The sequence below is a fragment of the Soonwooa purpurea genome, assembly GCF_053891095.1.
Map to the genome: position 1 here is coordinate 117,560 of NZ_JBSSMA010000004.1, position 24,663 is coordinate 142,222.

A 24,663-nucleotide genomic window follows, 5' to 3' on the forward strand; every position below is an offset into this window, starting at 1 on the left:
CCAATGCGTCGTCCAGTACAGGAAGATTTGCATATGATTAACGACAAAATCCACGTAAAAGAAGTACGTCTAGTTGGTGAAAATGTCGAGCCAGGCGTATATCCTACGGCTAAAGCAAAAGATATTGCTAGAGAGCAAGAGTTGGATTTGGTAGTAATATCAGATAAATCCGAGCCATTTATCGCTAGGATTTTGGATTACAAAAAGTTCTTATATGAGCAAAAGAAAAAGCAAAAAGAACTAAAAGCAAAGCAAGTAAAAGTTGTGGTTAAAGAGATTCGTTTTGGTCCTCAGACAGATGAGCACGATTACGAATTTAAGAAAAAGCACGCTGAAAAATTCTTAGAAGAAGGTTCTAAACTTAAAACTTATGTATTCTTCAAAGGACGTTCTATTATCTTTAAAGATCAAGGAGAAATTTTACTTTTAAAACTAGCTCAAGAATTAGAGCATGTTGGTAAAGTGGATCAACTTCCTAAGCTAGAGGGTAAAAGGATGATTATGATGATGAGTCCTAAAAAACCTGCTAAATAATAACTGTTTTTTTTAAATATATAGCAAGAGATTAATGTAGGTCTCTTGCTTTTAAATATAAGTCCGCAAGATTCAAAATAATTTTGTAATTTTGCAGATTCAAAGAATATTGATAACAAATTATAAAAAGCAAAACAATGCCAAAATTAAAAACGAAATCTGGTGCTAAGAAACGTTTTGCTCTTACTGGAACAGGTAAGATCAAAAGAAAAAATGCTTACAAAAGCCACATCTTGACAAAAAAGGAGACAAAGCAAAAGAGAAATCTTACGCAAACTTCTTATGTTGCTAATGTGGACGAGAGAAGTGTTAAACGTCAATTAGCAATTAAGTAGTTTTTATAACCAATTTTCGGTTTATAAGAATTCACAAAACAATTCAAAATTTTAACCCTGAAACGGCGCACAAAAGAGAGTTGTAACAACTCCGCCCTTTTCAAAAAAACAATTACATTATGCCAAGATCAGTAAACGCTGTAGCGTCTAGAGCGCGCAGAAAAAAAATTATGAAGCAGGCTAAAGGTTTTTTCGGTAGAAGAAAAAATGTTTGGACTGTAGCTAAAAACGCCGTGGAAAAAGCAATGCAATATGCTTACCGCGGTAGAAAAGAGAAGAAAAGAAACTTCAGAGCACTTTGGATTACGCGTATCAATGCGGGAGCTAGAGAGCACGGGATGTCTTACTCTCAGTTCATGGGAGCTCTTAAAAAGAACAACATCGAGCTTAACAGAAAAGTTCTTGCAGACCTTGCAATGAACCACCCTGAAGCTTTCAAAGCTGTTGTAGATCAAGTAAAATAATTAATCAATTTTGTTATCAATATAAAACCTGAGCATTAGCTCAGGTTTTTTTATTTAATATATTTATTTTATTTAATCCCAATCAATTCGACTTCGAAAATTAAAGTAGAATTTGGTCCAATTTCTTTCGAGATTTGTTGACCGCCATAGGCCAAATGCGGTGGAATTACAAACTTCCATTTGCTGCCCGTTGACATCAACTGTAAACCTTCTGTCCAACCAGAAATAACGCGGTTAAGTGGAAAACTGGCTGGTTTGTTTCTTTCTACAGAGCTGTCAAAAACTTCTCCTTTGATGGTTGTGCCATGATAATGACAAATTACCGTATCTCTAGCCTCGGGTTTTCTTCCTTCTTCATCCGTGATAATTTGATATTGTAATCCGCTTTCCAATGTTACAACGCCTTCTTGTTTGCCAAACTCTTCCTGAAAGGCTTTACCTTCGTTAAGATTTTTTTCGGCTAAAGCTTTTTTCTTTTTTGCTAAAAAATCAGCTACTCCCATGTTTTAAATTTTTTCAAATTTACGGATTTTAGAATTTTAAAAGGGGTTTAGATTAAGCTTTTACAATCTATTAGTGCTAAAGTCAAGATATATTTTTATTTTCGTAGGTTCTTACATGTTTTAAACAATGAAAAAACTTTATAGTTTATTATTTTTTTGTATCAGTCTTTTCACATTTTCACAATCAATGATTTGGGTGAGAATTGCTGGTAAAAATATGCCTTTATCAAATGCTTCAGTGTATTGTAACAAGCAATTATTGGGCAATACTGATAATCATGGTAAATTAGAATTCAAGACAAAATGTGATCAAGTTACAGTAAAACATCCCGATTATGAAGATGCCGATGTTGTTGTTGACAAGGTGATGGAAGTGTCTTTAGAAAAAGAAGAATCGAAGGTTAACAAGATAGAAGCTGTCATTGTCAATGATAAAAGCGATCCGAAAGCGATAGCAATCTTGGATAAAGTTAATAATCATTTCAAAGACAATTCGCCACGAAGTTTGGATTCTTATGCCTTCAAATCCTACGAGAAAATGTCGTTTGATTTTGATGAAGATAGTATTAAACTCTATCAAACTTATATGACAAAGCGTTTGGACTCTTTGAAATTGGTTCCTGCTAAAAATCTTAAACAATCCAAAGGTGAAAAGAAAGATTCTTTGATGGAAAATGACATGACCAAAACGATGATGCAGAGCAAACTTTTCCTTTGGGAACGGGCGAACGAATATCTTTATTCCAAAGAATATGGCGAAAAAGTCAATGTGTTGGATAATCGTGTTTCTGGACTCAAAGAGCCTATTTATCAGCTTTTGGCTTTGCGTTCTAACCGTAACAAAATTCCTCGTGAGATTATTCCAGAAAATCGAAATCTTTACCGCTACTATTTAACCGATTCTATAGAGATTGACGGACGCGAGAATTATGTGATTCGGTTTCGTCAGGTTGGTAAAAAGTCGGAACCCAATCGACGAAAATATAATGGTTACCTGTATGTAGATCAACAAACGTTTGCCATAAAAAAAATTGAAAGTAACAGCAACAAAATCAATGATGGTAGCATAACATCAATTTGGATTCCTATTGAAAACAAATGGTTTTTACAAAAAGAAAATCTTAAAATTCGTGCAGGAAGTATGAGTTTTAATAATACCGAAAATAAATCGGACGAGAAAGATAAATCCGAAAAATCTGCGGAAGAAAAAAGAGAAGAATTAAAAAAACGACGTACCAAATTCGGGAATTATGTCTCTATGAAAGTCGATTATTTTGATTTTAAAACACCAGTGGATTTTAGTGCTAAAGATTTTAGAGGTTATACAATGTCTATCAAAAATACAGATGGCAGCCTTTTGGATCAATACAGAACGGACAGTTTGACAGCTCGGGAGAAGATGACCTATGTGAAAATCGATAGCCTTGGACAAAAATACAATCTTGACAAAAAAGCAAGTTTCATAAGCAATTTGGTACGAGGCAAAATTCGTCTTGGTGTATTGGATGTCGATCCTTTTGGCAGCAATTATAATCGTTACGAAGGCGTAAGATTGGCATTAAAAGCTAAACTTAACGAGAAGTTTAACCAATATATTTCTCCAGATATTTATATAGCTTATGGCTTCAAAGATTCTAAATTAAAATATGCTGTTGGCGTTGACATTAGAACGACTTTGGCTTATAACTCGTTTTTCCGAGCCGAATATTATGACGATGTAGAATCTTCGGGAAGATTTAGCCAAAATTTATGGAACTTCAAAATGCAGTTTATGAATTCGGGCGTCGACCTTCAGAATGATAGATTCTATCGTTTCCAAGGAGGAAAACTTAGCTACGAAGTTGATCTTAATAATGCTTTAACTATGAAGATTTCTGCAAAACGCCAAAATGAAGAAACCAAATTCGATTATTATTACGAAGGCGAAAAGCGTGTTTTTAAGAACTTTGCGACGATGTTAACTTTAAAATATTCGCCCAATTCTAAAAACATTATGACGCCGTCTGGGAAATACACTTATGAGCAACAATATCCAGAAGTTTATTTTAATTTCGAACAAGCTGGGAAAATTTTGGGTGGCGAATTTTCTTATTCAAGATTTGATGTGTTGTTTGCGCACCAGTTCAAAACCAAACTCGGCGTTACGGGAACACGTTTGTATGGCGGTTTTATGACAGGCGATGCTCCTATTTGGCATCATTTCCAGATGGGTGGTTTGGACGCTTCCAATAATGATAAATTCTTTTCGCATTTCAATTTGACGACCTATTTGGGATTTGCAACAATGGAGGCGGGGAAGTATTTTAATGATAAATTCATGGGTTATTATGTGACACACAGAATACCGTGGTATTTCAAGAGTTTTGGTAGAAATACTTCTAGTTTTGACGTGGTTTATAAAGGAACGATTGGCGATATGAAAAATATGGATCAACATACGTTCAACTATGATAAACTGGATCATCTGTATCAGGAAGTCGGACTAGAATACAATAACTTTTTGAGCACGAGACTTAATCTGGGTTTGTTTTATAGAGTTGGATATTATTCAACTAATAAATTCAGTTAAAATTTAAATTTTTAGGTTTTTAATTGAAAAGACTTTTTAATATTGATTTTTATAATTTAAATTAAAACTTTGCCTGACTGAAAAATCGATAAAAAAACTTCATTAAAATTAATAGGTATATAAAATAAAAAAATCCTTATTTTTGGTAAAAATTTTTTAAAGTAATGAAATACGATATTATTGTCATCGGTAGTGGACCAGGAGGATATGTTACAGCAATCAGAGCTGCGCAATTGGGCTTCAAAGTAGCCATTGTAGAGAAGGAGAATCTTGGAGGAATCTGCCTTAACTGGGGATGTATTCCAACAAAAGCATTATTAAAATCTGCTCAAGTTTTCAAATATATCAATCATGCTGAAGACTTCGGTCTTAACAAAGTTGAAGCTTCTTTCGAATTTCCAAACGTTATTAAAAGAAGTCGTGGCGTTGCCGAAAATATGAGCAAAGGAATACAATTCCTAATGCGTAAGAATAAAATCGATGTGATTATGGGCGCTGCAAAAGTGAAGAAAGATCGCAAAATCGATGTTACAGATAAAGACGGAAAAGTTACAGAATATAGTGCAGATCATATTATTTTAGCCACTGGTGCAAGATCTAGAGAACTTCCTAATCTTCCACAAGATGGTAAAAAAGTAATAGGTTACAGACAAGCCTTATCTCTTCCTGAGCAACCAAAATCAATGATTGTTGTTGGTTCTGGAGCTATCGGTGTAGAGTTCGCTTACTTCTATGCAACAATGGGTACGAAAGTTACAGTGGTAGAATTTATGCCAAACATTGTCCCTGTTGAAGATGAAGAAGTTTCTAAACATTTAGAAAAATCTTTGAAAAAAGCAGGCATCGAAGTAATGACCAATGCATCAGTAGAATCTCTAGATACAAGTGGAGCAGGCGTTAAAGCAAATGTTAAAACAGCTAACGGAAATATTACTTTAGAAGCTGATATTCTTCTTTCTGCTGTTGGCATTGCTGCTAACATCGAAAATATCGGACTAGAAGAAGTTGGTATCCAAACAGACAAAGGCCGCGTTTTGGTTAACGAATGGTACCAAACTTCGGTTCCAGGATATTATGCAATTGGAGATATTATTCCGACGCAGGCTTTAGCACACGTTGCTTCTGCGGAAGGTATTACTTGCGTTGAAAAAATCAAAGGTCTTCATGTTGAGAAAATCAACTATGGTAATATCCCAGGATGTACCTACTGTTTACCAGAAATCGCTTCTGTAGGTCTTACAGAAAAACAAGCTAAAGAAAAAGGTTACGAACTTAAAGTTGGAAAATTCCCATTCTCTGCAAGTGGAAAAGCTACTGCTAACGGCGATACCGACGGCTTTGTAAAAGTAATTTTTGATGCTAAATATGGCGAATGGTTAGGATGTCACATGGTGGGTGTTGGCGTTACAGAAATGATTGCGGAAGCAGTTGTAGCACGTAATCTGGAGACAACAGGACATGAGGTTCTTAAATCAATCCACCCGCATCCAACATTATCAGAAGCGGTAATGGAAGCGGTAGCAGCAGCTTATGGAGAAGTTATTCATATTTAACATGAGGATTTTACTTTTAGGATTTTTGTTATTTTTAGGTAATTTAACTTTTGCCCAAAAGAAATTTGAGTATAAAAAACATCATTTACCAGTAAAATACGTTCTTAAAAAATCAACCGACACAGTACATACGAGAATACTGGCGCAGTGGGCTTTTAAGAAAAATTATTTTTATCCAACAACTATTATTAACAAATTAAGTTTTGTTGATAGTATAGGAAAGAAAACAAATATAAAAGATGCTGAAATTGATTTTATCGAAATTACAGATTTTGATGGTAGCAAAAAGAAATTTGTAAATTCTGAACGTTTTCCAGTATTAAAATCAAAAAAAGATTTGCTTTTAGTATTATTTGAAGGGGTTAAAACCGGCTATTATGTTGACTTTTTTATAGCGAATATTTATGGCAACGTTAACGCAGTAGAATATATTATAAATGGAAATAATGCTATCAGTTCTAATTTATTTTCTGGAAGAGATAAAAAACTAAAAGAATTATTTGCAAAACATCCTGATTTAATTGCTAAAATTGATGAGCTCAAAACCCGCGAAGATATGATCCATCTTCTCGAAGAATATGATAAAAAATAAATCAACTTTTGATTTACAAATAAACAATGCTGTGTCTTGTATAAGATGCAGCATTGTTTTATTTTAGACTAATGAAAAAGATGCAGAATAAAATAGGATTGGTGCTTTCAGGAGGAGGTACGCGAGGTTTGGCACATGCTGGCGTTATTAAATTTTTGAACGAAATAGGCATCCAACCAGACGTTTTATCATGTTGCAGCGCAGGTTCTATTGTTGGAGCGCTTTATGCTGTGGGGAAAACACCAGAGGAAATTCTAGACTTTTTTAAATCTATTTATTTTTTTAATTGGAAACATTTTACGTTTAACAAGCCAGGTTTTGTGTCATCACAATTATTCACACATTATTTGGATCCTATTTTTGGAGATTCTAAGATTGGAGATTTAAAAACAGATATTCGTATCATTGCGACAGACCTTATCAGTGGCGAACAAGATATTTTTGATAAAGAGGCCAAAGTTGTTGACGCAATTATCGCATCGTCTTCCATTCCGGGCATTGCGACGCCTTATATCATTGGTGATGCGATGTACAGCGATGGAGGCGTTCTTAATAATTTTCCTGCCGACATTATTTTAAACGAATGTAAAAAATTAATTGGCGTCTATGTTACGCCAATTCAAGATGTGAAAATGAGTGATCTTAATAGCATCCGAGCCATTACAACGCGGGCTTATGATTTACTTTCACACAGAACCGAAATTCATAAATTCGCTTATTGCGATTGGTTTATAACGTCTAAGAAATTAGCACAATACGGTACATTCGAGCGAAAACCACAGCGTCTTGAAGAGATTTTTGAAATTGGTTATGAGAGTGCCAAAAAAACTTTTTATGAACAAGAAGAGGACTTTACTTCACTGTTTTTAAAAACTTAGTAAGCGCAGTCCAATATTCCTCCGAGCCTATAAAATTACTGCTTAACGTAATTTCACCATGATAACCTTGCCAATTGTTGGGTAGGAAATACTCTTTTTGTCGCGAATTTGTATTATTAAATATGTCGATCCAAGTCGATTTTTCGCCTTTTGCAGAACTTAAAAATATCGGAATAGTGACCTCTTTCGCATAGTTTTCAATTTTCTTTTGATCAATTTTTAAATATTCTCCAGGCGAAAAGACAACCAAAGCTTTGTAATCTTCAGGATGCTGACTTACATTATAAAAACCTAAAGAAGCAGAATAAGAACTTCCGAAGTAGATGATTTTTTTTGCTTTCAAAACCTTTCTTGCATAGTCATAACTGGCTTCTATATCTGGAATACTATTTTCAAATTCTGTGGGTAGATTTTTAGTTTTGGCTTCTTCAAAAGTTTCATTGGGAACGTTTCCAAATTTTTCACCAGAACGCAAATCTACAGCCAAGACATTAAAACCTAAAGCCACCAATCTTGGCGCAATATCTCGATAAACACCGCGACTGTAGCCAGCCTGATGAAAGGCTAAAATAAGTGGCGCCGACTTAGAATTTGCAGAATAATAATCCGCATAAACTCTTATTTTATTATCTTTTGATGGGAAGCTTATACTTTTATAATTGAATTTATCTTGCGAAACATCGGCAAGGTTTTTGGGTTGACTTTCACAAGAAATTACAAAAGACCCCAGAACAATTGATGTAGTTATAAGTCGTTTTTTCATTTTAATTCCAATTAATTATTTCCAATATTGATCAACCATATAGACAAGCTGCGTCATAACAGTTGCCCCGAGTAGCAGTTCCCGACGATTCACTTTTTCAAAAGTATCTTCTTCGGTATGGTGTATATCAAAATAGCGTTGCGAATCTGGAACCAGTCCTGCGAGATCAGTTCCTGTTGATTTCATCGGCGTGATGTCTGTTCCAGCATAAGTTTCTGTAAAATCATAAACGCCATAAGGTAAAAAAAGTGTTTTCCAAGATTTTATAATCTCTTTTTTATCGTCAGACATATCGAGACCAAATCCTCTTGGACTAAATCCGCCACTATCGCTTTCGATGGCAAAAATATTCTTTTCGCCTTTTTCAGCGATATTTTTCGCATAAGCAGTTCCGCCTTTTACGCCGTTTTCTTCATTGGCAAAACACACCACACGAATTGTATTTCTATTGGGGATATTCAGATTTTTAAAAGTTTTTAAAACTTCGATGGATTGTACAATTCCAGCGCCGTCGTCGTGCGCGCCTTCACCGACATCCCAAGAATCAAGATGACCACCGACAACGATCACGTTTTTGCTTTCTTTTCCAGTAATTTCGCCAATGACATTGTAAGACCTTACAACACCTTTCATGCTACAATTGGAGTTTATTTTTGCTGATATTTGTTGTGTTTTTGCTAGCTCCGAAAGTTCCATTGCAGATTTTGGACCGATGGCAATTGCAGGGATTTTTTCTATACCATCTTCATATTTCATAGCTCCCGTATGTGGAACATCATCATAAGCAGAACTTAGCGATCGTATGATTACCGCTTTTCCTCCTTTTTTGGCTACTTCCGTAGCGGCGACACGTCTTACTTTGCCTGCTTGGCTGTAGGCGTGCATGGTTTTGATGTGTTCTTGTGGAAATTCGTTATTGAATAAAACAATTTTGCCTTTAACTTTTTCAGTTGGGGTTTTTGCAAATTCTTCTAAAGAATTGACAACCAAAATTTCGCCAATTAGGTCTTTTCCTTTGGTTCCTTCTGAGTTTCCTAGCGAAAGCATTTTGATATTTTTCCAAGTGCCATCGGCAGATTTTATATGTAGCGATTCGTCACCACGATACCAATTCGGGACCATCACTCTTTCTAACCAAACTTTGTCTGCGCCCGCTTCTTTCAGTTTTTGTTCTGCCCATTTTACGGCCTTTTCATTTCCCAAAGAGCCACTAAGACGATGACCAATATTTTTTGTTAAATCATAAAGCCAGTCATAAGCTTGACCTTCTGTCATGATCTTATCCGAGATATTTTTAAACTTAATGGAATCTTGTTTGCTTTGCGCGAATCCAAAAATAGAGGAAGATACAGCTAATGTAAGAACGAATTTTTTCATTAATTTGGAATTTAATTAAGCGAATTTTTCACCACATTGTTTACAATATCGCGCATCGTTGTCGTTATCTTCGTTACCGCAACGTCCACATACGAAATGATAACGTTTCCCTTTTCGGAATTCTGAGGTTACAATACCTGTAGGAACGGCAATGATGCTATAACCGCACAACATAACGATAATGGACAAGAATTTACCAATTGGCGTAGCTGGAGAAATGTCACCATACCCTACGGTTGTTATGGTTACAACCGCCCAATATACACTTTGTGGAATGCTAGTAAATCCATTTTTTCCACCTTCTATTAAGTACATTAATGCGCCAATTATCACAATGAAAATGACCATGAACAATAGAAAAATATAAATTTTTCTAGAACTGTGACTTAGCGCTCTCAAAATATATTGGCCATCATGCATATAATCGGCAAGGTTGAAAATTCTGAAAATTCTCAGCATTCTCAACATTCTTAAAATACCGATATAATGAATAATAGGAAAAAATAAACTTAGATAAAAAGGGATAATCGATAAGAAATCTATAATCCCAATTGGACTAAAAATGTATTCTCTTTTGTCTTTGATACAAGCGATTCGCAGGATATATTCCACCGTGAAAATCATTGTAATGATAAACTCTAGTGTGTAGAAAGTATTATGATATTTTAAGTTGATTAATGGTATGGTTTCAACCATCAAAAGGCCAACACTTATCAAGATTAAAATAAGAAGGCTAATATCAAAAATTTTTCCTTGACGCGTGTTGTCGAGATAGATAACGTTATAAACTTTTCTGAGCCAGCCATCTTCAGGAGTCAAATCAAACTCAGGTTTTATTATTCTTCTCATAATTTTTAAAATAAGTGTAAATTTACACTTAGTTTTGACATAAGAAAAAGTTCTAGAAGAAATATGAGCCCAAAAATATTAAAAGAAGTTTGCAATCAGTTAGATACAATTTTTAAAATAAAACAAGCCGAAGATTTTGACAATGTCGGTTTGTTATGTGGAAATACTGCTCGCGAAGTGACAGGTATTTTGATAACACATGATGCCTTAGAAGATGTCGTTGACGAAGCGATAGAAAGACGCTTTAATCTTATTGTAGCTTTTCATCCCATTATTTTTTCAGGTTTAAAATCTTTAACAGGGAAAAACTATGTTGAAAAAGCAGTTCTCAAAGCAATTGAAAACAAAATCGCCATCTACGCCATGCATACGGCTTTTGATAATGATTTCTTTGGTGTTAATTTTAAAATATGTGAAGCTTTAGGTTTGCAAAATCAGAAAATATTAATGCCAAAGTCCCAAAACTTAAAAAAACTGGAAGTCTATGTTCCTATACTTCAAGCTGAGAAAGTGAAAGAAGCTATCTTTGAAGCCGGAGCGGGAAATATTGGTTTTTATGACGAATGTAGTTTTGCAATAGAAGGTAAAGGGAGTTTTCGACCAAAACATGGCGCCAATCCTTTTTTAGGCGAGGTTAATCAACGCGAAAATGCTGATGAAGTTTTATTATCATTTATATTTGAAAATTATAGACAATCGGCGGTTCTGAAAGCTATGTTTGGTACGCATCCTTACGAAGAAATTGCTTATCAAATTATTAGTTTAGAAAATGATAATCAATACGCTGGTTTGGGAAGATTTGGAGATTTGGAGAACGAAATGTGCGTTGAAGATTTTTTAAAATTAGTTAAAAAAACCTTTAACCTCGAGGTCATTAGATACAGTAATACAGAACAGAAAACTATAAAAAGAGTAGGCGTTCTCGGTGGAAGTGGTGCTAGTGGAATAAAAGCGGCCATGGCTGCGGGCTGCGAGGCTTATCTTACTGGAGATGTCAAATACCACGACTTCTTTTCCGGTGAAAATAAAATATTAATTGCCGATATTGGACATTTTGAAAGCGAACAATTTGTTACTCAACAATTATATGAAATATTGTCCGAAAATTTTATTAACTTTGCAATCGCTAAAACGAGCAAAAAAAACAACCCTGTAAATTATTTTATTTAAGATATGGCTAAAAAAGCAAACGATATCTCGGTTGAAGAGAAACTAAGAGCACTTTATGACTTACAAATCATTGACTCTAGATTGGACGAAATTCGCAATACGAGAGGAGAATTGCCTATCGAGGTTGAAGATTTAGAAATCGAAATTGAAGGCTTAGAGAAAAGAGCCAACAAATTCGATGCGGATATTAAAGAGCAGAACGGTGAAATCAACGCCAAAAAAGAATTGATTACACAAGCTCAGAATCTTATTTCTAAATACAAATCTCAACAAGATAATGTTAGAAATAACAAAGAGTACGAGTCTTTGGATAAAGAAATTGAATACCAAACTTTGGAAATTCAATTAGCTGAAAAAAGAATCAAAGAATACAGCGCAAAAATTGCTCACAAAAATGAAACACTTAGCGAGCTAAATAGCAAAATTGAAGATCTACGCAACCACCTTACGCATAAAAAAAGTGAGTTGGATGAGTTGATCGCAGAAACACAAAAAGAAGAAGATTTTTTATTAGAAAAATCTAAAGAATTTTCTGAAAAAATTGATGCAAGATTACTATCCTCTTACCAAAGAATTCGTCTAGGATCTATCAACGGTTTAGCGGTTGTTGGTCTGGAAAGAGGCGCACCGAAAGGATCTTTCTTCACAATTCCACCTCAAAAACAAATGGAAATTGCACAAAGAAAGAAAATCATTATCGATGAAAACAGTGGAAAAATCCTTGTAGATGATGAGTTGGTAAATGAGGAAAATGCTAAAATGGCAGAAATCATTAACTTTAATTAAGAATAATTTACGCCCAAATAGAAGTCCGAAAGCTTTAGCTTTCGGACTTTTTTATTGTGTCATGATGCCGCAGGTTTTCATAAATAACTTGACAAGTTCGGGCGTTTCGCCTTTCGGAATTATAAATTGAAATTGCCTTTTGATTTCAAATTGTTTGACGTCGATAATGCTTAGTTTGTTGTATTTCAGCTCGTTGGTAATCGTGCTTACCGATAGAAAAGCCATTGCGTTAGAATGTACTAAATAGTTTTTGATACTTTCGCTGCTGTCCAGATTCATAATTTTTTTGAACTCCGTTGTTGGGATTTTCATTTTTCGTAGTTCCGAATCGATAAAATCCTGAGTGCCAGAACCATTTTCCCGACTGATAAGATCAATATCATGAAGGTCTTTCATCGCTAAAGTTCTGTTGGCTAGCGGATGTCCCGTTCTTGCGACCAATACAATTTCATCAGAAATAAAAGGAATATAATCAAATAATGGCGACTGGAAAGGCCCTTCGATAATACCAAGATCAATAGAATTGTTTTTTAAAAGCTCCGAAATTTTGTCCGTGTTTTGGGAAGTCAATTCGATATGAATATCCTCATAATAAGAATGGAATTTAACCAAGATTTCCGGTAGAATATATTGTGCAATCGTTGTGCTAGCACCAATTTTGAGATTTCCTTTTAATTTGTTGTTAAGTTTATTAATCTCAAATTCTGCCTCGCGATAAATTTCAAAAATAAGATTGGATTTTTCTAAAAGTATTTTTCCGCTCGACGTTACCTCTATGCTGGTGCCATTTCTGGTGAAAAGTTTGGTGCTAAGCTGTTGCTCCAATTCCTGAATGTGCTTAGTAACCGCAGGTTGCGAAATATGCAGCTCTTGCGCTGCTTTAGTAAAACTCAATCTTTTAGCAACGCAAGAAAATACTTTTAATCGGAAATCAAACATTAGATTGTCGTTGTTTTATCTTCTCAAACCTAACTTTATTAAGGGCTTCGACACGATCTTTACGTTTTATTTTTCTTAGATTACTTATTGCAAAAACGTATTCTGCATTTTGATCAATAACTTGGATAATATCGCTTTTTTGCGTCATATTATCAGGATTAAAAGTATTCCAAACAATTTTTGCGAAAGAGATTGTCTGTCTTTTTTTATCAAGATTCAGAAAATCTAAACCTTTAAGATAAGGAAAGGAAGGGTTTTTTTTACCATTCAGTTGTTTTCCATGTTGGTTGAAGATTTCACCATTTTCATTAACCATGAAAGTTTTTATGGAAGGGATATTGGCTTTCAGTGTTTTCATCTACATTTTTGCTTAACTAAGTAAATATATAAAAAAATAATCGTAGGTGTTTTATGGAATGTCACATTTAATCTTAGAGATTGTTTTAGTTTTTATTTTGTGAGTAGTTCGATATGGGTTTTTTACTTTATAGTTGAAGATTTCTCAATCCAAATGAAAAATATAAAGCGAGAAAGAAGCTCTCAACAAATCAAAAAAAATCGGTGCAAAAATTAATTTGTACCGATTAATACTCTGTTATAATTATTTATTGAATGACAATCTTTGTTGAAGATTTTGCCGTTTCATTTTGATAATTTAAAATATAAACTCCTGCGGTTGCTTTCAGGTTGATTTTGTTTTCACCTTTAATAACCGAACCAGAATAAACCGTTCGTCCTGAAAAATCGGTGATTACAACATTGCCTTCCGATTCCGATTTTAAATTAAATGTTCCTTGGCTAGGATTTGGGTACACTTGAAGTTTTACTTTTTGTAAGTCAGTAACAGCTTGTACAGCGCCACAATTATAAGGTTTGAAATTTACCACGCCGTAAGCGGTATCATCAACTTGATGGGTTATAACATCTTCTACCATAGCATCGTTAGATAATTCGCCTTCTCTCCAACAATTGAATTTTGCCTCAATATTATTGGGTGTATTATTATACAAAGCATAGACTTTACCCTCATTAATATTGTTTTTGAAAATATTTTTCCCCTCGTTTTCTTTTCCAGGTATATCGCTACCAAAATTAGCTTGCGCAGTTCCTTGTAAAGTTACACCCCACAGATTTCCACGTACTTGGTTTCCACTTACTTTAATATCCATAACGGCAGTTCCTGATCCAATAAAGTTGATTCCACTGCCACCTTGTAATGGATTGTTCTGGGTATTGTTGTTTTCAATAATATTTCTTGTGACTGTTCCGTAAGAAGAGTTACCCGCAACGGTTATCCCGTAACGGTTGTCACGAATAATATTGTATTCGATTTTAACATTATTAGCGCCACCTATCAAAGCAGAAGCAGATATACCACCTGTCATTGTGAGATTTCTGTTACCAATAATTTCGTTATTGGTGATGACAATACCTGCTGTACCACCAGGTCCCATATTGATTTGTGGTCGATTTTGGTTACTGGTGTTGTTGCCATAAAAATAGTTGCTGTCAATAGTTCCAGATACGCTGATGTTAGCACCTGATCCTAGTGCAGAACCGTAATTTTCTATAAATCCAGAATTTTTTATCAAGGTATTGTTAACGCTTCCAAATTGTATAGCGGCGCTAGAAGTGGCACCACCACTCACTGTAACATTTTTTCGAATAATACAGTTATTCATGACAAAGTTTGACGTATTTACTCTCATACCGCCACCTTTCTCGATAGTCGTATTTTTGATATCTACTGTAGAAGTATCTTCAAAACGGATACCTTTATAAGGTTCGCCTTCCACATTGGTTGTGTAGATAAGCTGTGGAGAATTGGTTTGATAAGTTCCGAAAATATAAAGCATAACATCTTTGTTAAGCTTAACGACTGTGTTTTCGTCAATAATTAATTTATCATTGGCAGAAATAGTAACATTCTGGGAGATTAAAAAGTGATCTCCATTGTTAGTCACAGTTCCTGGAGCTGCTTGCGCGAGACTTGTCAGGTTGTATGTGACGCCTGTATTAGGACTTGTAAACTGAGCAAATGCTCCAAGATAAGCCATTACAGCTATTAAGGATAGAGTTTTTTTCATAACTAAAATTTTATCAAAGTTAAAAATTCTTTACAATTTTGTAACATTATAAAATAAATCTAAACAATTAAAATTAAAAAGTGTAAATTGCACATGTTTTTATAGTCGAATTCAATATGTTCATTCTATTTTGTCTTCTCTTATAACGACAAATTTTTATTACCAATTTAATTTTTTTATACAATGAACATTTTTGTTTCAAACATCAATTACGCAACTAAAGAAGAACAGTTGTTATCATTATTCGAAAATCACGGAGAAGTTTCTTCTGCAAAGATTATTATGGACCGTGATACAGGAAGATCAAAAGGCTTTGGTTTCGTTGAAATGCCAAACGACGACGAAGCTAAGCAAGCTATCGAAGCACTTAATCAACAAGATTTTAATGGAAAAACTTTGAACGTTAGCGAAGCTAGACCTAGAGAAGAAAAACCAAGAAGATCATTTGATAATAATAGAGGCGGTGGTTACGGTAACGGAGGAAACCGTGGCGGTGGCCGTTGGTAAGATATCTTTAAAAAAAAGGCTCCTTTTGAGCATTAGTAGTCGGAAGAACAATCTTCCGGCTTTTTTGTTTTTATAAATTCATAGTTATTTAATTTTAAAGATTTCATATTAATTTATTCGAAATAATATTTGTGAAAAATTCCAAAATTGATAAATTTTATTTAAGAAATAAATAGGATAGGGAGGCAGACAAATATTGCACACATTTAGATTTTAGTTTGATTTTTAATTGGTGTGCTCTGATTTTCTTAAACGTATGCATCTAATTTTAAAAATTCTTTAAGTTTACAGGAATATAAAACAAGACGATAACTGTCAAAAATTTGCAAATGATTAAAAGGTCTTCAGTAATTTAATTCTTATAGGTCACAACTCGACCATGCCCACCAATATTTTTGCTTCAAAATCGAGCTTATGAATATTGGAATTGTCGGTGGTCGCGACTTTAATAATTATGACCTTTTGAAAAAAAACTTGGATGCTTATATTAAAAATCAAAGTATTTTAACAGCAATTGTTTCGGGTGGGGCTTCCGGTACCGATACTTTGGCCGAAAAATATGCTCAAGAATTAGCAGTTGACATGATTGTGTATCGACCTGATTATAAAAAATTTGGTCGTGGTGCGGCTTTGGCGCGTAATACGCAAATTATTGAACACTCGGATGTTGTGTTTGCTTTTTGGGATGGAAAATCCCGTGGAACGATGGATTCTATTAATAAAGCTAAAAAATTGGCGAAGCAACTTTTCATTATTATTTACTAAAAGGAGCAGTTTTTACTGCTCTTTTATTTTCTCTCTTATATAATCACTGATTACCGGTATTGCCCATTCGGCAAAATGAAGTAATCTGTGAGAGTCATCAATTTCCACGACTTCAAGATTTTCATGTGGAGAAACAAAATTTTCGTCACAGATATCTCCAAACAAATCCGTTTGATCCAGCACTTCATCGCTTCTAGAAGCTATAATTAACGCATTTTTAGGACTTTCAATTTTTATCAATTGAGGTTTTATAAAACTTGGAAAATCGAAATTAGCAATGCGTTTATCAATATCAAGAAGCGGACTTGTCAAAATCAAAACATCATTTTCAGAATTGCGCAACTCACGAAGCTGATAAGCGAAATTAGCTCCCGTAGAATCTCCGATAATGATAAGCTGGGTTTGATTTTTATATTTTTTTAATTTTTCTTCAATTAATTTTTTTACATCAGAATCATTGTTCCATTCCAGAAAATCATATTCTAATTGAGTTTGAAAATAATCTTTGAGATTAGTAAACTTTCTTGAATTTCTGTCGGAACCTAAACCGTGAATGTAGAGTAGAGTAGGTTTCATATTTATTTCTTTAAATTATCAATTCCTTTTTGTAAAAAACTTACATATTCATCACGAACAAATTTTGGTTCAATAGACAAAATACGTTCGGCATGTGTTAATAATTCTTGGTAGAAATCATAAGTAGGAACCAATGTGAGTTCCACTTTAAGTTCATCTTGATTATCAAGCAAAATTTTCTGAGAATGATGAATGGGAAGCGACTTGACAAACATCCCTTGCCACGGCTCGAAAGACAACGTAATGATGCTCGGCTTTTCATGCAAAGTAGATATAATTCCGAATGAGTTTTCGAATAAAGTTTCAATATCAACTTCTTGTCTTTTAAATGATGAATTTGACAATTCAAAATTTGAAATCCGATCCAGACCTAGGGTTTTTAGAAGAAAATTTTTCCCATCGCGCTCATTCGCAAGAAGATACCAACGATTTCGGAATTCCTTTACCGCGTAAGGTTCTACCACTTTTTTTCGAGGAATTCCTTCCCAATGTTTTGTGTAGTCGAAGCTGATATTTTTTGAGTTTTTTATGGCATAAATAATACCTTCAAGATGTTCTAGACCAGATGCCTGTCGTTTTTCAAAATGCATAATCTGCTCGTAATTAGCCGCTTGTTTATAAGCATTAACCAGCAACAAATTATCAAAAATCGTTTGCTCGGGATAATCATCGATGTCATTTACAATTTGATAAGTCATCGTAGAGCGTTTGAATTTAATTTCAATTCCCAGCAATTCTTGCATGATTTTGCGATCTCTTTGAAAGGTTTTTTCACTAAAAGCCAATACGCCCTCAGAATCTTGATAGTTTTTTTCTTCTAAATGTTTTGAAATTTCTTCAAAAGAAGCGCCCTTCGATTTTCCTTTTAAATATGTTACAACATTCATCAAACGTAATAATTGATCTTTTTTTGCCATTGTCTTGATTTTTATGAGACAAAGCTAATATACCAAATGGTCAAAATATGACCAATATATATATGTGTTGTTTTTTTTAAAAGAAAAATCCTCAAAAAATGAGGATTTCAATTTCGATTTAACTTCTTTTTATCCAAGATCGCCCTTCGTTCGTCGAATAGTAAAGGCCTTTTGAAGTAATGCCTAAGATTTCTTTCCCGTTATCTGATAAATCTGAAAATTCTCCTACGGAAGATGATCCGTTGTAACGCGTATTCCAATTTCTTCCACTTGTAATAGAATATTCAATTTTTTTGGCGTCTTTTGGAGAAATTCTAATAAGCTCTTTCCCTCTGTTAATCATTGTAGACATATCGATTTGATTTTTAATTTACAAGACAAAATTATAAAGCTTAGTAGCCAAACCGTGACCATTAGTTTTTTTGTTTTTAAATTCTTTAAAAAGCACCAATAATATTAAATGGTGTAAAATCTGGCTTAATCGTAAGATAGAGAAAAGTCTTATCGTTGGTAAGGACTTTTTTGTATTTTCATCAATATAAAGAGAACTGTTTTTAAATATTGATGTTAACAAATCTGTTATTTTTTCTTCTTGGATAATGGGGAGTTTCGTGGCGTTTTTGGATCCATACTGAACCAAAATGTACAAAATAGGATCAAAAATTTGGGCCCGATTAGCAAATTTTTGTTTTACTTGTGTATAGATTTCATGGGCATTACCATAAAAACAGTATACAGAATTTAGTTCTGGAAAAAGTCCAAGCGCTAGGTGTTTTAATTTAACAATTTGCAAATACTCATCAGTTGAAAGCATTTCTTTCTGAAAATGATGGTATTCCGTCCATTGTTTTAAAAGTAATTCTCCTTGAATAAAAAGTTGCAATAATTGATTTTTTTGCCTTGTAATCTCAATTTTATTCTTGTTTTTTGAAGTGTTTTTTAGACTTATTGTTTGGGACTCTTTGAGATGATCATGCTTTTTTAAAAGTTCATTTTCTAGAATTAAATTTTGATAATTCGTTTCCAATGATGCAACAGTCCATAGTAAATCTGTATGATTTAGAACCGAATGAGAATCCAAAAATCGTCTATGTTTTTGAATTTGATTTTGCAAAGTAACTTCAGTTTCTATAATCTGCTCCTGGATTTTACTCGATTTTTCATAATCTTGATCACGAATAAAGTTTGATTTTTTCTTTTCTAAACGTATAAGTTTTAATTGTAACTCTAATAATTCTTCTTTTGAGGATAAATGTTCCAGATTCATTTTCTTTTTTTTACAAATTTTGATTTTAACTTGGTCAAAATATGTCTTTGGTTAAAGAGAATATTCTAAAAAAATTGCTTTTAAATATTGAATAGAATCTAGACTTTTTCCCAGCTTTCGCCTAAATTTTTAGACATAAAAAAACCTTTGGATGTGTAGATAATAATCCAAACATCGTTGGCAGCAATAGAATAAATTTTAGCATGAAGTTTATCTTTGTCTAGAAGAATAGTCCATTGTTTTTGAGCCTTCCGTACCAGGAGCGTATTTTGACTTTCATTATCAATACGAATAATTTTATCTTGTATTTCTATAATTTGTGACATGATTTTTATGTCAAAATTAGATTGCCACTCAGTCTATTTATGACCAAATAAAAAAGATTCTCTTTTTAGAATCTTTTTAAAATAATTTTTTAATTTATAATCTCGGAAATAGAGAGGATGTACGCTTCAAAAGCTTCACTAATGACTTTGTTAAATGTCCCATCTTGTAATAGTTTAGCGGTTTCTGGAGCATAGAAATTTTTGAACATCGGAAGATATTTATAAGTTGGCCAATAATCACTAGGATGCTCTATTGGAAATCTATCATTAATTTTTTTTATAAGATCATGATTTACTGATAAAGAGTTATCAAGCTTGGATATGCCGACATAAATATCATTTTTTTCGAATACAATGCCAATACAAATATTGTGATTTTTCCAATTATCAGTAATATAATAATATTCATTATCAGAGTTGTCTTCTGTTTTATAAAAGCCCTTTTCTTTCATTTCAGTTTCTAAAGAAGCTAATCGATTGTTTCTTAGTTTTTTTATGGCACTCTCGTAATTATTATATATTTGATATGCAGCATCAAGATTCTCTGGACTTGATGTGATTTCTGTTGCTATTTCTTTTTCCATTTCTTGTGTATAACCAGTAAAACTTATATTTTTAACTAAATTGTAATATTGTTTAATCGAATTTTGTAAGAATTGTTTGCCTGAGATTTCATTTAAAATAGACTCTAACCATTTAGAGATTTCTATTTCATAGCTAATTGGCATATAATCAAAATCAACTCTATTCTGATAATCTTTACCATCAATGGTTAAATATAGAATTTTAGCATTAGGAAATGCTTGATGATAACGTTCTAGTTGATTTTCTTGATCTTTAGCATAGATCTTATTCTCAATCAGTATTTTTTGATGATTAATCTCAATTAATATATCAATACGTCCGCCTTGGGTATAATGTTCGTCAATTTCGCCAATGTAATATTCACGGTGAACTTTGGCATATTCAAAATTAGTAGAATCAATGTTTAGGCTATCGAGAAATAGTTTTAAAAATAAACCTTTTTGACCATGAGATCCTTCAGGAGATAATAAATCCGCGAGTAAAACCGAATGGGTTTCATCTTCGCGATGCTCAATACCAAGCAACGTCTAGAGGTTAAAAAGCTCTCCACTGTCTCTTCTATTGTTTTGATACTTTCCGACAATTTTAGAGGATTTATTTAGAATATTACTAACTTGATTTTCCATATTATTTTTTTGTAAAATTATTGTTTAAGTTTATATTTCCCTAAATATTTCAAAATTTTTAAACAACCTCAATATTCTCCTTACCCACAGGATTTTGACTATGTACAGTATAATCAAGCAATTTCAATTGATAATCAAAACAAAACCCCACCAAAAATTTACCACAATCAAAACCTGTTTTCTCTTCTCCCAAATCGTGATCGAAAGATATGAAATTTGGAAGTTTGTTTTTTTGATACAGCAAATGTAAATAAGCAAAACGCCAAAACAGGTCGGTTAATTTCTAATGAATTATTTCTTATGCATTTATAAAGCCCGTTCTGCTTAATCGAACAAAGCACTAGCTCGAATATATTTTTTGTCTATAAATCACTTCTATGTAGTTTTTTATGATTCATTGTTTTTACTTATTTTATGTATGCATATAGAATCTTAAAAAAAAATAAAAAATTATTAAGAATTACGAACAAACATAAATGAATATGGCCGGAAAAAATCCGACCATGTTTATAACCACTATACATTCATTTTTAAATTCGCGCCGCTGTACATTCGATTTCTATAAGACAACCGCTATTAAGAGGACCAATTGGGATAATACATCGCACGGGTTTGTGATCGCCAAAAAACTCTGAATAAACGTGGTTAACATCTGCCCAATAGGCAATATCCGTAATATATACCACCATACGGATAACCGAGGTTTTATCCTGTCCGAAAGCCTTTAGAACGTTTTCTACGTTTTCAAGTGCCAGTTGTGTTTGTGCTTTTATGCCATCAGGAACTTCTTTGGTTTCAGGGTGTTTTGGAAGTTGTCCAGACAAGTATAATACGCCATTGTGTTCTATAGCAGGAGAAAAATGTCCCGCAGGAGTAGGAAGTGTAGCGCTTTCTAAAATTTTCATATCCTTTAAATTTTTATTGAGCCGAAAATAAACTTTCTTTTAATAACAAACAAGATTTAAAATTTGAAAATCTTACGATACATCAATGCAAAACTTCTAAAAGTCCTTTATCTTTGCAAAATTAATTTTGAAAATAAATAGATACATGAAAATATTAGCAATCTCTGGAAGTAATGCCAGTAACTCAATGAACAGTATTTTGGTAAAATATGCCGCAAAACAATTTGGTGGAGAAAACGACATTGATTTTGTGGACATGGCCGATTTTGAAATGCCAATTTACCGTCACGAAGTGGAAGTTAACTCTGGAATTCCTGTAGAAGCACAACATTTTGCTGACAAAGTGGATACAGCAGATGTCATTTTGTTATCTCTTCCAGAACATAACGGGACTTATACAACAGCATTTAAAAACGTTTTCGATTGGGTTTCCAGAATTAAAGACAGGACAGTTTGGGCAGAAGTGCCCATGTTGTTAATGGCGACTTCGCCAGGTGCACGTGGTGGTGCAGGCGTGTTGGAAGCAGCGAATAAAAGATTCCCTTTACATGGCGGTAATATTATCGAAACTTTCTCTGTTCCGTTTTATAATGACAATTTGAGCAAAACAGAAGGATTGATTAATGCTGATAAAATCAATGAATTACAAGAAAAAATAGTGAAAATTGAAAAGTTAGAAAGTATCCTTTCAAAATAGAATTAAAATTTAGTTAGGATATTTATATAAAAAGTTTTAATTTTGTCAAAAAGAACGAAAGTGAATATTCAGACCAATTTCATGAAGCAACATTACGATTCCAACAAAGGGAAAATTGTGAGCTCTGAAATACTGAACTAAAATAACGGCCGACGATCTGAAAGATTGTCGGCTTTTTTATTGTCCTTTTTTGGACAACCGCAAATATGCAAACAATACAAGTTTGAAATAAATCTGAAAGCGTTTGTAAGTCATTACAAACAAAAAATGAAAAGTGAAAAGGAAGTACGACATTGTCGGATTTCGATCTGGATCTAAAGGCGTGAAACCTAATCTATTTTACGTCTTTAGGATTCCAAAAAACCTTAAAAAGTAAAGAAATCATGAGCAACACCTACAAGTCTGCAGGCGTAGACAAAGAAGAAGGTTACAAAACCATTGACAAAATTAAATCTGCCGTTGCAGAAACACATAACAAAAATGTCCTTAACAATTTGGGAAGCTTCGGCGCTTTCTACGAAATAGGAAACTATAAAAACCCTGTTTTGGTATCTGGGACAGATGGTGTTGGGACAAAATTAAAAGTAGCTTTGGATACAAAACAATACGATTCTATCGGAGTTGATTGTTTTGCAATGTGTGCCAACGATATTCTATGTCATGGTGCAAAACCTTTGTTTTTCTTAGATTATCTCGCTTGTGGAAAGCTAGATTCTGACATCGCAGCAGAAATCGTTTTAGGCATGGTAAAAGCTTGTAAAGACAACGAATGTGCATTAATTGGTGGCGAAACGGCAGAAATGCCAGGAATGTATCAGCCCGGTGATTACGATGTAGCAGGATTCTGCGTTGGCATTGTTGAAAAAGACGAAATTATCGATGGTACAAAAATTAAAGTTGGTGACAAGATTATTGCATTGCCAAGTTCGGGCTTCCATTCCAACGGCTTTTCATTGGTGAGAAAAGTGTTCCCAAATTTTGAAGAAGAATTTGATGGAAAACCTTTGTATGAAACACTTTTAGTTCCTACAAAATTATATTATCAAGATATACAAAAGTTACTGAACGAAATGCCACTCAATGGGATTGCGCATATTACAGGCGGCGGATTATACGAAAATGTTCCAAGGATTATTGCCGATGGACTTTGTGCAACGATTGACGCTTCTAAAATCCAAATTCCAAATGTAATGTTGGAGTTGGAAAAACGCGGAAATATTACCCGCGAAGAGATGTTCGGGACTTTCAATATGGGAGTAGGGATGATTGTTGTGGTGAATGCCAATCATGCGCATAAGGTATTAGAATTAATTGATGATGCTTATGAAATTGGTGAAATAACTGAATCTAATGAAAAAATTGATTTGAAAATTTGATAATTAAACCAAGATTAAATTACAATATTTTCAAGTTAACTTAATATGAAAAATATAGTTGTTTTAGTTTCCGGGTCAGGCACCAATTTGCAAAGAATTATCGATTGTACAGAGACAGGAGAAATCCGAAATGCTAAAGTCAGCTTGGTAATCGCAGATCGTGAGTGTTATGGTCTTGAAAGGGCTTCAAAACATCATATTGACAATGTTTTAATTCCGAGAGGGAAAGCATTTTCAGATGAGTTGGAAAAGATAATCCCTGCAAACACAGATTTAATTGTATTGGCCGGATTTTTATCAATACTAAAACCTGAGTTCTGTCAAAAATGGGATAATAAAATTATTAATATTCATCCGTCTTTATTGCCAAAATTTGGAGGAAAAGGGATGTGGGGACATCATGTTCACGATGCTGTTATACAAGCTCAAGAAAAAGAGAGTGGTGCGACTGTACATTTTGTGACTTCTCAGATTGATGAAGGTGGAATTATTTTGCAAGGAAAAGTAGATATTAATTCCGATGATACAGCAGTAACTTTAGCTCAAAAAATTCATCATATTGAATATGAAATTTTTCCAAAAGCAATTGATAAAGTACTTAATAATTAAATTTTAAATATTAAACCTAAATTTAATTAAATGATTTAATTGTCTGTTTGTCAAATGTTAAAGAATGGTTTAATTGAATTAAAACTTTAAGTTATTTAAACTTATAAA

Annotated in this window: 29 protein-coding genes; 14 read left to right on the forward strand and 15 right to left on the reverse strand. The window is 33.5% G+C overall.

Going from position 1 to position 24,663, the window contains the following annotated elements; genetic code table 11:
* Positions 1 to 3: 3 nt before the first annotated feature.
* From infC to rplT, 3 genes are all read left to right on the forward strand, one after another.
* Positions 4 to 534 carry a translation initiation factor IF-3 gene (infC, locus tag ACVFVN_RS05195; RefSeq protein ID WP_165130922.1) on the forward strand — a complete coding sequence of 177 codons (531 nt, stop codon included), beginning with the start codon at positions 4 to 6 and terminating at the stop codon, positions 532 to 534.
* A 137-nt stretch (positions 535 to 671) separates the two neighbouring features.
* Entirely contained in the window at positions 672 to 869 is a 198-nt protein-coding gene (gene rpmI / locus ACVFVN_RS05200; protein ID WP_165130924.1) for a 50S ribosomal protein L35, read from the forward strand.
* Between the two features lie 119 nt (positions 870 to 988).
* A complete protein-coding gene (gene rplT / locus ACVFVN_RS05205; RefSeq protein ID WP_165130926.1) occupies positions 989 to 1,333 on the forward strand; it encodes a 50S ribosomal protein L20 in 345 nt (114 codons plus the stop codon).
* Between the two features lie 68 nt (positions 1,334 to 1,401).
* Here rplT and ACVFVN_RS05210 read toward each other — a convergent pair whose 3' ends face one another.
* The gene (locus tag ACVFVN_RS05210) at positions 1,402 to 1,836 is read right to left on the reverse strand and encodes an FKBP-type peptidyl-prolyl cis-trans isomerase (RefSeq protein ID WP_165130928.1); all 435 of its coding nucleotides are present in this window, start codon (positions 1,834 to 1,836) and stop codon (positions 1,402 to 1,404) included.
* Positions 1,837 to 1,963: 127 nt separating this feature from the next.
* On the opposite strand from ACVFVN_RS05210, the gene ACVFVN_RS05215 reads away from it, so the two are divergent.
* The 4 genes from ACVFVN_RS05215 (at position 1,964) to ACVFVN_RS05230 (ending at position 7,428) form a co-directional block, all read left to right on the forward strand.
* Entirely contained in the window at positions 1,964 to 4,405 is a 2,442-nt protein-coding gene (locus ACVFVN_RS05215; RefSeq protein WP_456234473.1) for a hypothetical protein, read from the forward strand.
* A 164-nt stretch (positions 4,406 to 4,569) separates the two neighbouring features.
* Positions 4,570 to 5,958, forward strand: a complete 1,389-nt coding sequence (gene lpdA, locus ACVFVN_RS05220; protein WP_456234474.1) for a dihydrolipoyl dehydrogenase — start codon at positions 4,570 to 4,572, stop codon at positions 5,956 to 5,958.
* A 1-nt stretch (position 5,959) separates the two neighbouring features.
* Positions 5,960 to 6,550, forward strand: coding sequence for a hypothetical protein (locus ACVFVN_RS05225; protein ID WP_456234475.1), 591 nt, complete (start codon positions 5,960 to 5,962; stop codon positions 6,548 to 6,550).
* Positions 6,551 to 6,630: 80 nt separating this feature from the next.
* Positions 6,631 to 7,428: a patatin-like phospholipase family protein gene (locus ACVFVN_RS05230; RefSeq protein WP_456234476.1), complete on the forward strand. Its 798-nt coding sequence runs from the start codon at positions 6,631 to 6,633 to the stop codon at positions 7,426 to 7,428.
* Here ACVFVN_RS05230 and ACVFVN_RS05235 read toward each other — a convergent pair.
* From ACVFVN_RS05235 to ACVFVN_RS05245, 3 genes are read right to left on the reverse strand one after another with little or no spacing between them, the layout of a single operon-like run.
* Positions 7,403 to 8,191 (reverse strand): alpha/beta hydrolase family protein, encoded by a 789-nt coding sequence (locus tag ACVFVN_RS05235; RefSeq protein WP_456234477.1) that lies wholly within the window; start codon positions 8,189 to 8,191, stop codon positions 7,403 to 7,405. The genes ACVFVN_RS05230 and ACVFVN_RS05235 overlap by 26 nt on opposite strands.
* A 15-nt stretch (positions 8,192 to 8,206) precedes the next feature.
* Positions 8,207 to 9,568 (reverse strand): M28 family peptidase, encoded by a 1,362-nt coding sequence (locus ACVFVN_RS05240; protein ID WP_456234478.1) that lies wholly within the window; start codon positions 9,566 to 9,568, stop codon positions 8,207 to 8,209.
* Positions 9,569 to 9,583: 15 nt separating this feature from the next.
* Entirely contained in the window at positions 9,584 to 10,417 is an 834-nt protein-coding gene (locus ACVFVN_RS05245; protein WP_456234479.1) for an ion transporter, read from the reverse strand.
* 63 nt (positions 10,418 to 10,480) lie between these two features.
* Between ACVFVN_RS05245 and ACVFVN_RS05250 the strand changes: the two genes are divergently transcribed.
* Together ACVFVN_RS05250 and ACVFVN_RS05255 are read left to right on the forward strand one after the other, a co-directional pair.
* Complete coding sequence (locus ACVFVN_RS05250; protein ID WP_456234480.1) at positions 10,481 to 11,587, forward strand: Nif3-like dinuclear metal center hexameric protein; 1,107 nt, start codon at positions 10,481 to 10,483, stop codon at positions 11,585 to 11,587.
* A 3-nt stretch (positions 11,588 to 11,590) separates the two neighbouring features.
* Positions 11,591 to 12,373 carry a zinc ribbon domain-containing protein gene (locus ACVFVN_RS05255; RefSeq protein ID WP_456234481.1) on the forward strand — a complete coding sequence of 261 codons (783 nt, stop codon included), beginning with the start codon at positions 11,591 to 11,593 and terminating at the stop codon, positions 12,371 to 12,373.
* A 51-nt stretch (positions 12,374 to 12,424) separates the two neighbouring features.
* Here the strand turns inward: ACVFVN_RS05255 and ACVFVN_RS05260 are convergent, their stop codons facing one another.
* The 3 genes from ACVFVN_RS05260 to ACVFVN_RS05270 form a co-directional block, all read right to left on the reverse strand.
* The gene (locus tag ACVFVN_RS05260; protein ID WP_456234482.1) at positions 12,425 to 13,312 is read right to left on the reverse strand and encodes a LysR family transcriptional regulator; all 888 of its coding nucleotides are present in this window, start codon (positions 13,310 to 13,312) and stop codon (positions 12,425 to 12,427) included.
* Entirely contained in the window at positions 13,305 to 13,670 is a 366-nt protein-coding gene (locus ACVFVN_RS05265; protein WP_165130950.1) for a hypothetical protein, read from the reverse strand. The genes ACVFVN_RS05260 and ACVFVN_RS05265 overlap by 8 nt, the downstream gene beginning before the upstream one ends.
* A gap of 247 nt (positions 13,671 to 13,917) precedes the next feature.
* Positions 13,918 to 15,399 (reverse strand): T9SS type A sorting domain-containing protein, encoded by a 1,482-nt coding sequence (locus ACVFVN_RS05270; protein ID WP_456234483.1) that lies wholly within the window; start codon positions 15,397 to 15,399, stop codon positions 13,918 to 13,920.
* A 183-nt stretch (positions 15,400 to 15,582) separates the two neighbouring features.
* On the opposite strand from ACVFVN_RS05270, the gene ACVFVN_RS05275 reads away from it, so the two are divergent.
* Both ACVFVN_RS05275 and ACVFVN_RS05280 read left to right on the forward strand, forming a co-directional pair.
* Positions 15,583 to 15,906: an RNA recognition motif domain-containing protein gene (locus tag ACVFVN_RS05275; protein ID WP_165130954.1), complete on the forward strand. Its 324-nt coding sequence runs from the start codon at positions 15,583 to 15,585 to the stop codon at positions 15,904 to 15,906.
* 414 nt (positions 15,907 to 16,320) lie between these two features.
* Positions 16,321 to 16,671 (forward strand): DUF2493 domain-containing protein, encoded by a 351-nt coding sequence (locus tag ACVFVN_RS05280; protein ID WP_456234484.1) that lies wholly within the window; start codon positions 16,321 to 16,323, stop codon positions 16,669 to 16,671.
* A 12-nt stretch (positions 16,672 to 16,683) separates the two neighbouring features.
* On the opposite strand, the gene ACVFVN_RS05285 is transcribed toward ACVFVN_RS05280, so the two are convergent.
* The 8 genes from ACVFVN_RS05285 to ACVFVN_RS05320 all read right to left on the reverse strand — a co-directional run bounded on the left by ACVFVN_RS05285 (position 16,684) and on the right by ACVFVN_RS05320 (position 21,873).
* Entirely contained in the window at positions 16,684 to 17,247 is a 564-nt protein-coding gene (locus tag ACVFVN_RS05285; RefSeq protein WP_456234485.1) for a hypothetical protein, read from the reverse strand.
* A gap of 2 nt (positions 17,248 to 17,249) precedes the next feature.
* Entirely contained in the window at positions 17,250 to 18,164 is a 915-nt protein-coding gene (locus ACVFVN_RS05290) for a helix-turn-helix transcriptional regulator (RefSeq protein WP_456234486.1), read from the reverse strand.
* Positions 18,165 to 18,282: 118 nt separating this feature from the next.
* Entirely contained in the window at positions 18,283 to 18,516 is a 234-nt protein-coding gene (locus tag ACVFVN_RS05295) for a hypothetical protein (RefSeq protein ID WP_456234487.1), read from the reverse strand.
* 18 nt (positions 18,517 to 18,534) lie between these two features.
* Complete coding sequence (locus tag ACVFVN_RS05300) at positions 18,535 to 19,431, reverse strand: hypothetical protein (protein ID WP_456234488.1); 897 nt, start codon at positions 19,429 to 19,431, stop codon at positions 18,535 to 18,537.
* A 98-nt stretch (positions 19,432 to 19,529) separates the two neighbouring features.
* Positions 19,530 to 19,757, reverse strand: coding sequence for a hypothetical protein (locus ACVFVN_RS05305; protein WP_456234489.1), 228 nt, complete (start codon positions 19,755 to 19,757; stop codon positions 19,530 to 19,532).
* 89 nt (positions 19,758 to 19,846) lie between these two features.
* On the reverse strand, positions 19,847 to 20,866 hold the full coding sequence (locus tag ACVFVN_RS05310; protein ID WP_456234490.1) for a PDDEXK-like family protein: 1,020 nt from the start codon (positions 20,864 to 20,866) through the stop codon (positions 19,847 to 19,849).
* Between the two features lie 160 nt (positions 20,867 to 21,026).
* Positions 21,027 to 21,212 (reverse strand): cyclic-phosphate processing receiver domain-containing protein, encoded by a 186-nt coding sequence (locus tag ACVFVN_RS05315; protein ID WP_456234491.1) that lies wholly within the window; start codon positions 21,210 to 21,212, stop codon positions 21,027 to 21,029.
* A gap of 286 nt (positions 21,213 to 21,498) precedes the next feature.
* The gene (locus tag ACVFVN_RS05320) at positions 21,499 to 21,873 is read right to left on the reverse strand and encodes a RidA family protein (protein WP_456234492.1); all 375 of its coding nucleotides are present in this window, start codon (positions 21,871 to 21,873) and stop codon (positions 21,499 to 21,501) included.
* A gap of 145 nt (positions 21,874 to 22,018) precedes the next feature.
* Here ACVFVN_RS05320 and ACVFVN_RS05325 point away from each other — a divergent pair, with 145 nt between their 5' ends.
* The 3 genes from ACVFVN_RS05325 (at position 22,019) to purN (ending at position 24,555) form a co-directional block, all read left to right on the forward strand.
* Positions 22,019 to 22,570, forward strand: a complete 552-nt coding sequence (locus tag ACVFVN_RS05325; RefSeq protein ID WP_456234493.1) for an NAD(P)H-dependent oxidoreductase — start codon at positions 22,019 to 22,021, stop codon at positions 22,568 to 22,570.
* A 383-nt stretch (positions 22,571 to 22,953) separates the two neighbouring features.
* Entirely contained in the window at positions 22,954 to 23,946 is a 993-nt protein-coding gene (gene purM, locus ACVFVN_RS05330; RefSeq protein WP_456234494.1) for a phosphoribosylformylglycinamidine cyclo-ligase, read from the forward strand.
* A gap of 45 nt (positions 23,947 to 23,991) precedes the next feature.
* Positions 23,992 to 24,555 carry a phosphoribosylglycinamide formyltransferase gene (purN, locus tag ACVFVN_RS05335; RefSeq protein ID WP_456234495.1) on the forward strand — a complete coding sequence of 188 codons (564 nt, stop codon included), beginning with the start codon at positions 23,992 to 23,994 and terminating at the stop codon, positions 24,553 to 24,555.
* Positions 24,556 to 24,663 lie beyond the last annotated feature (108 nt).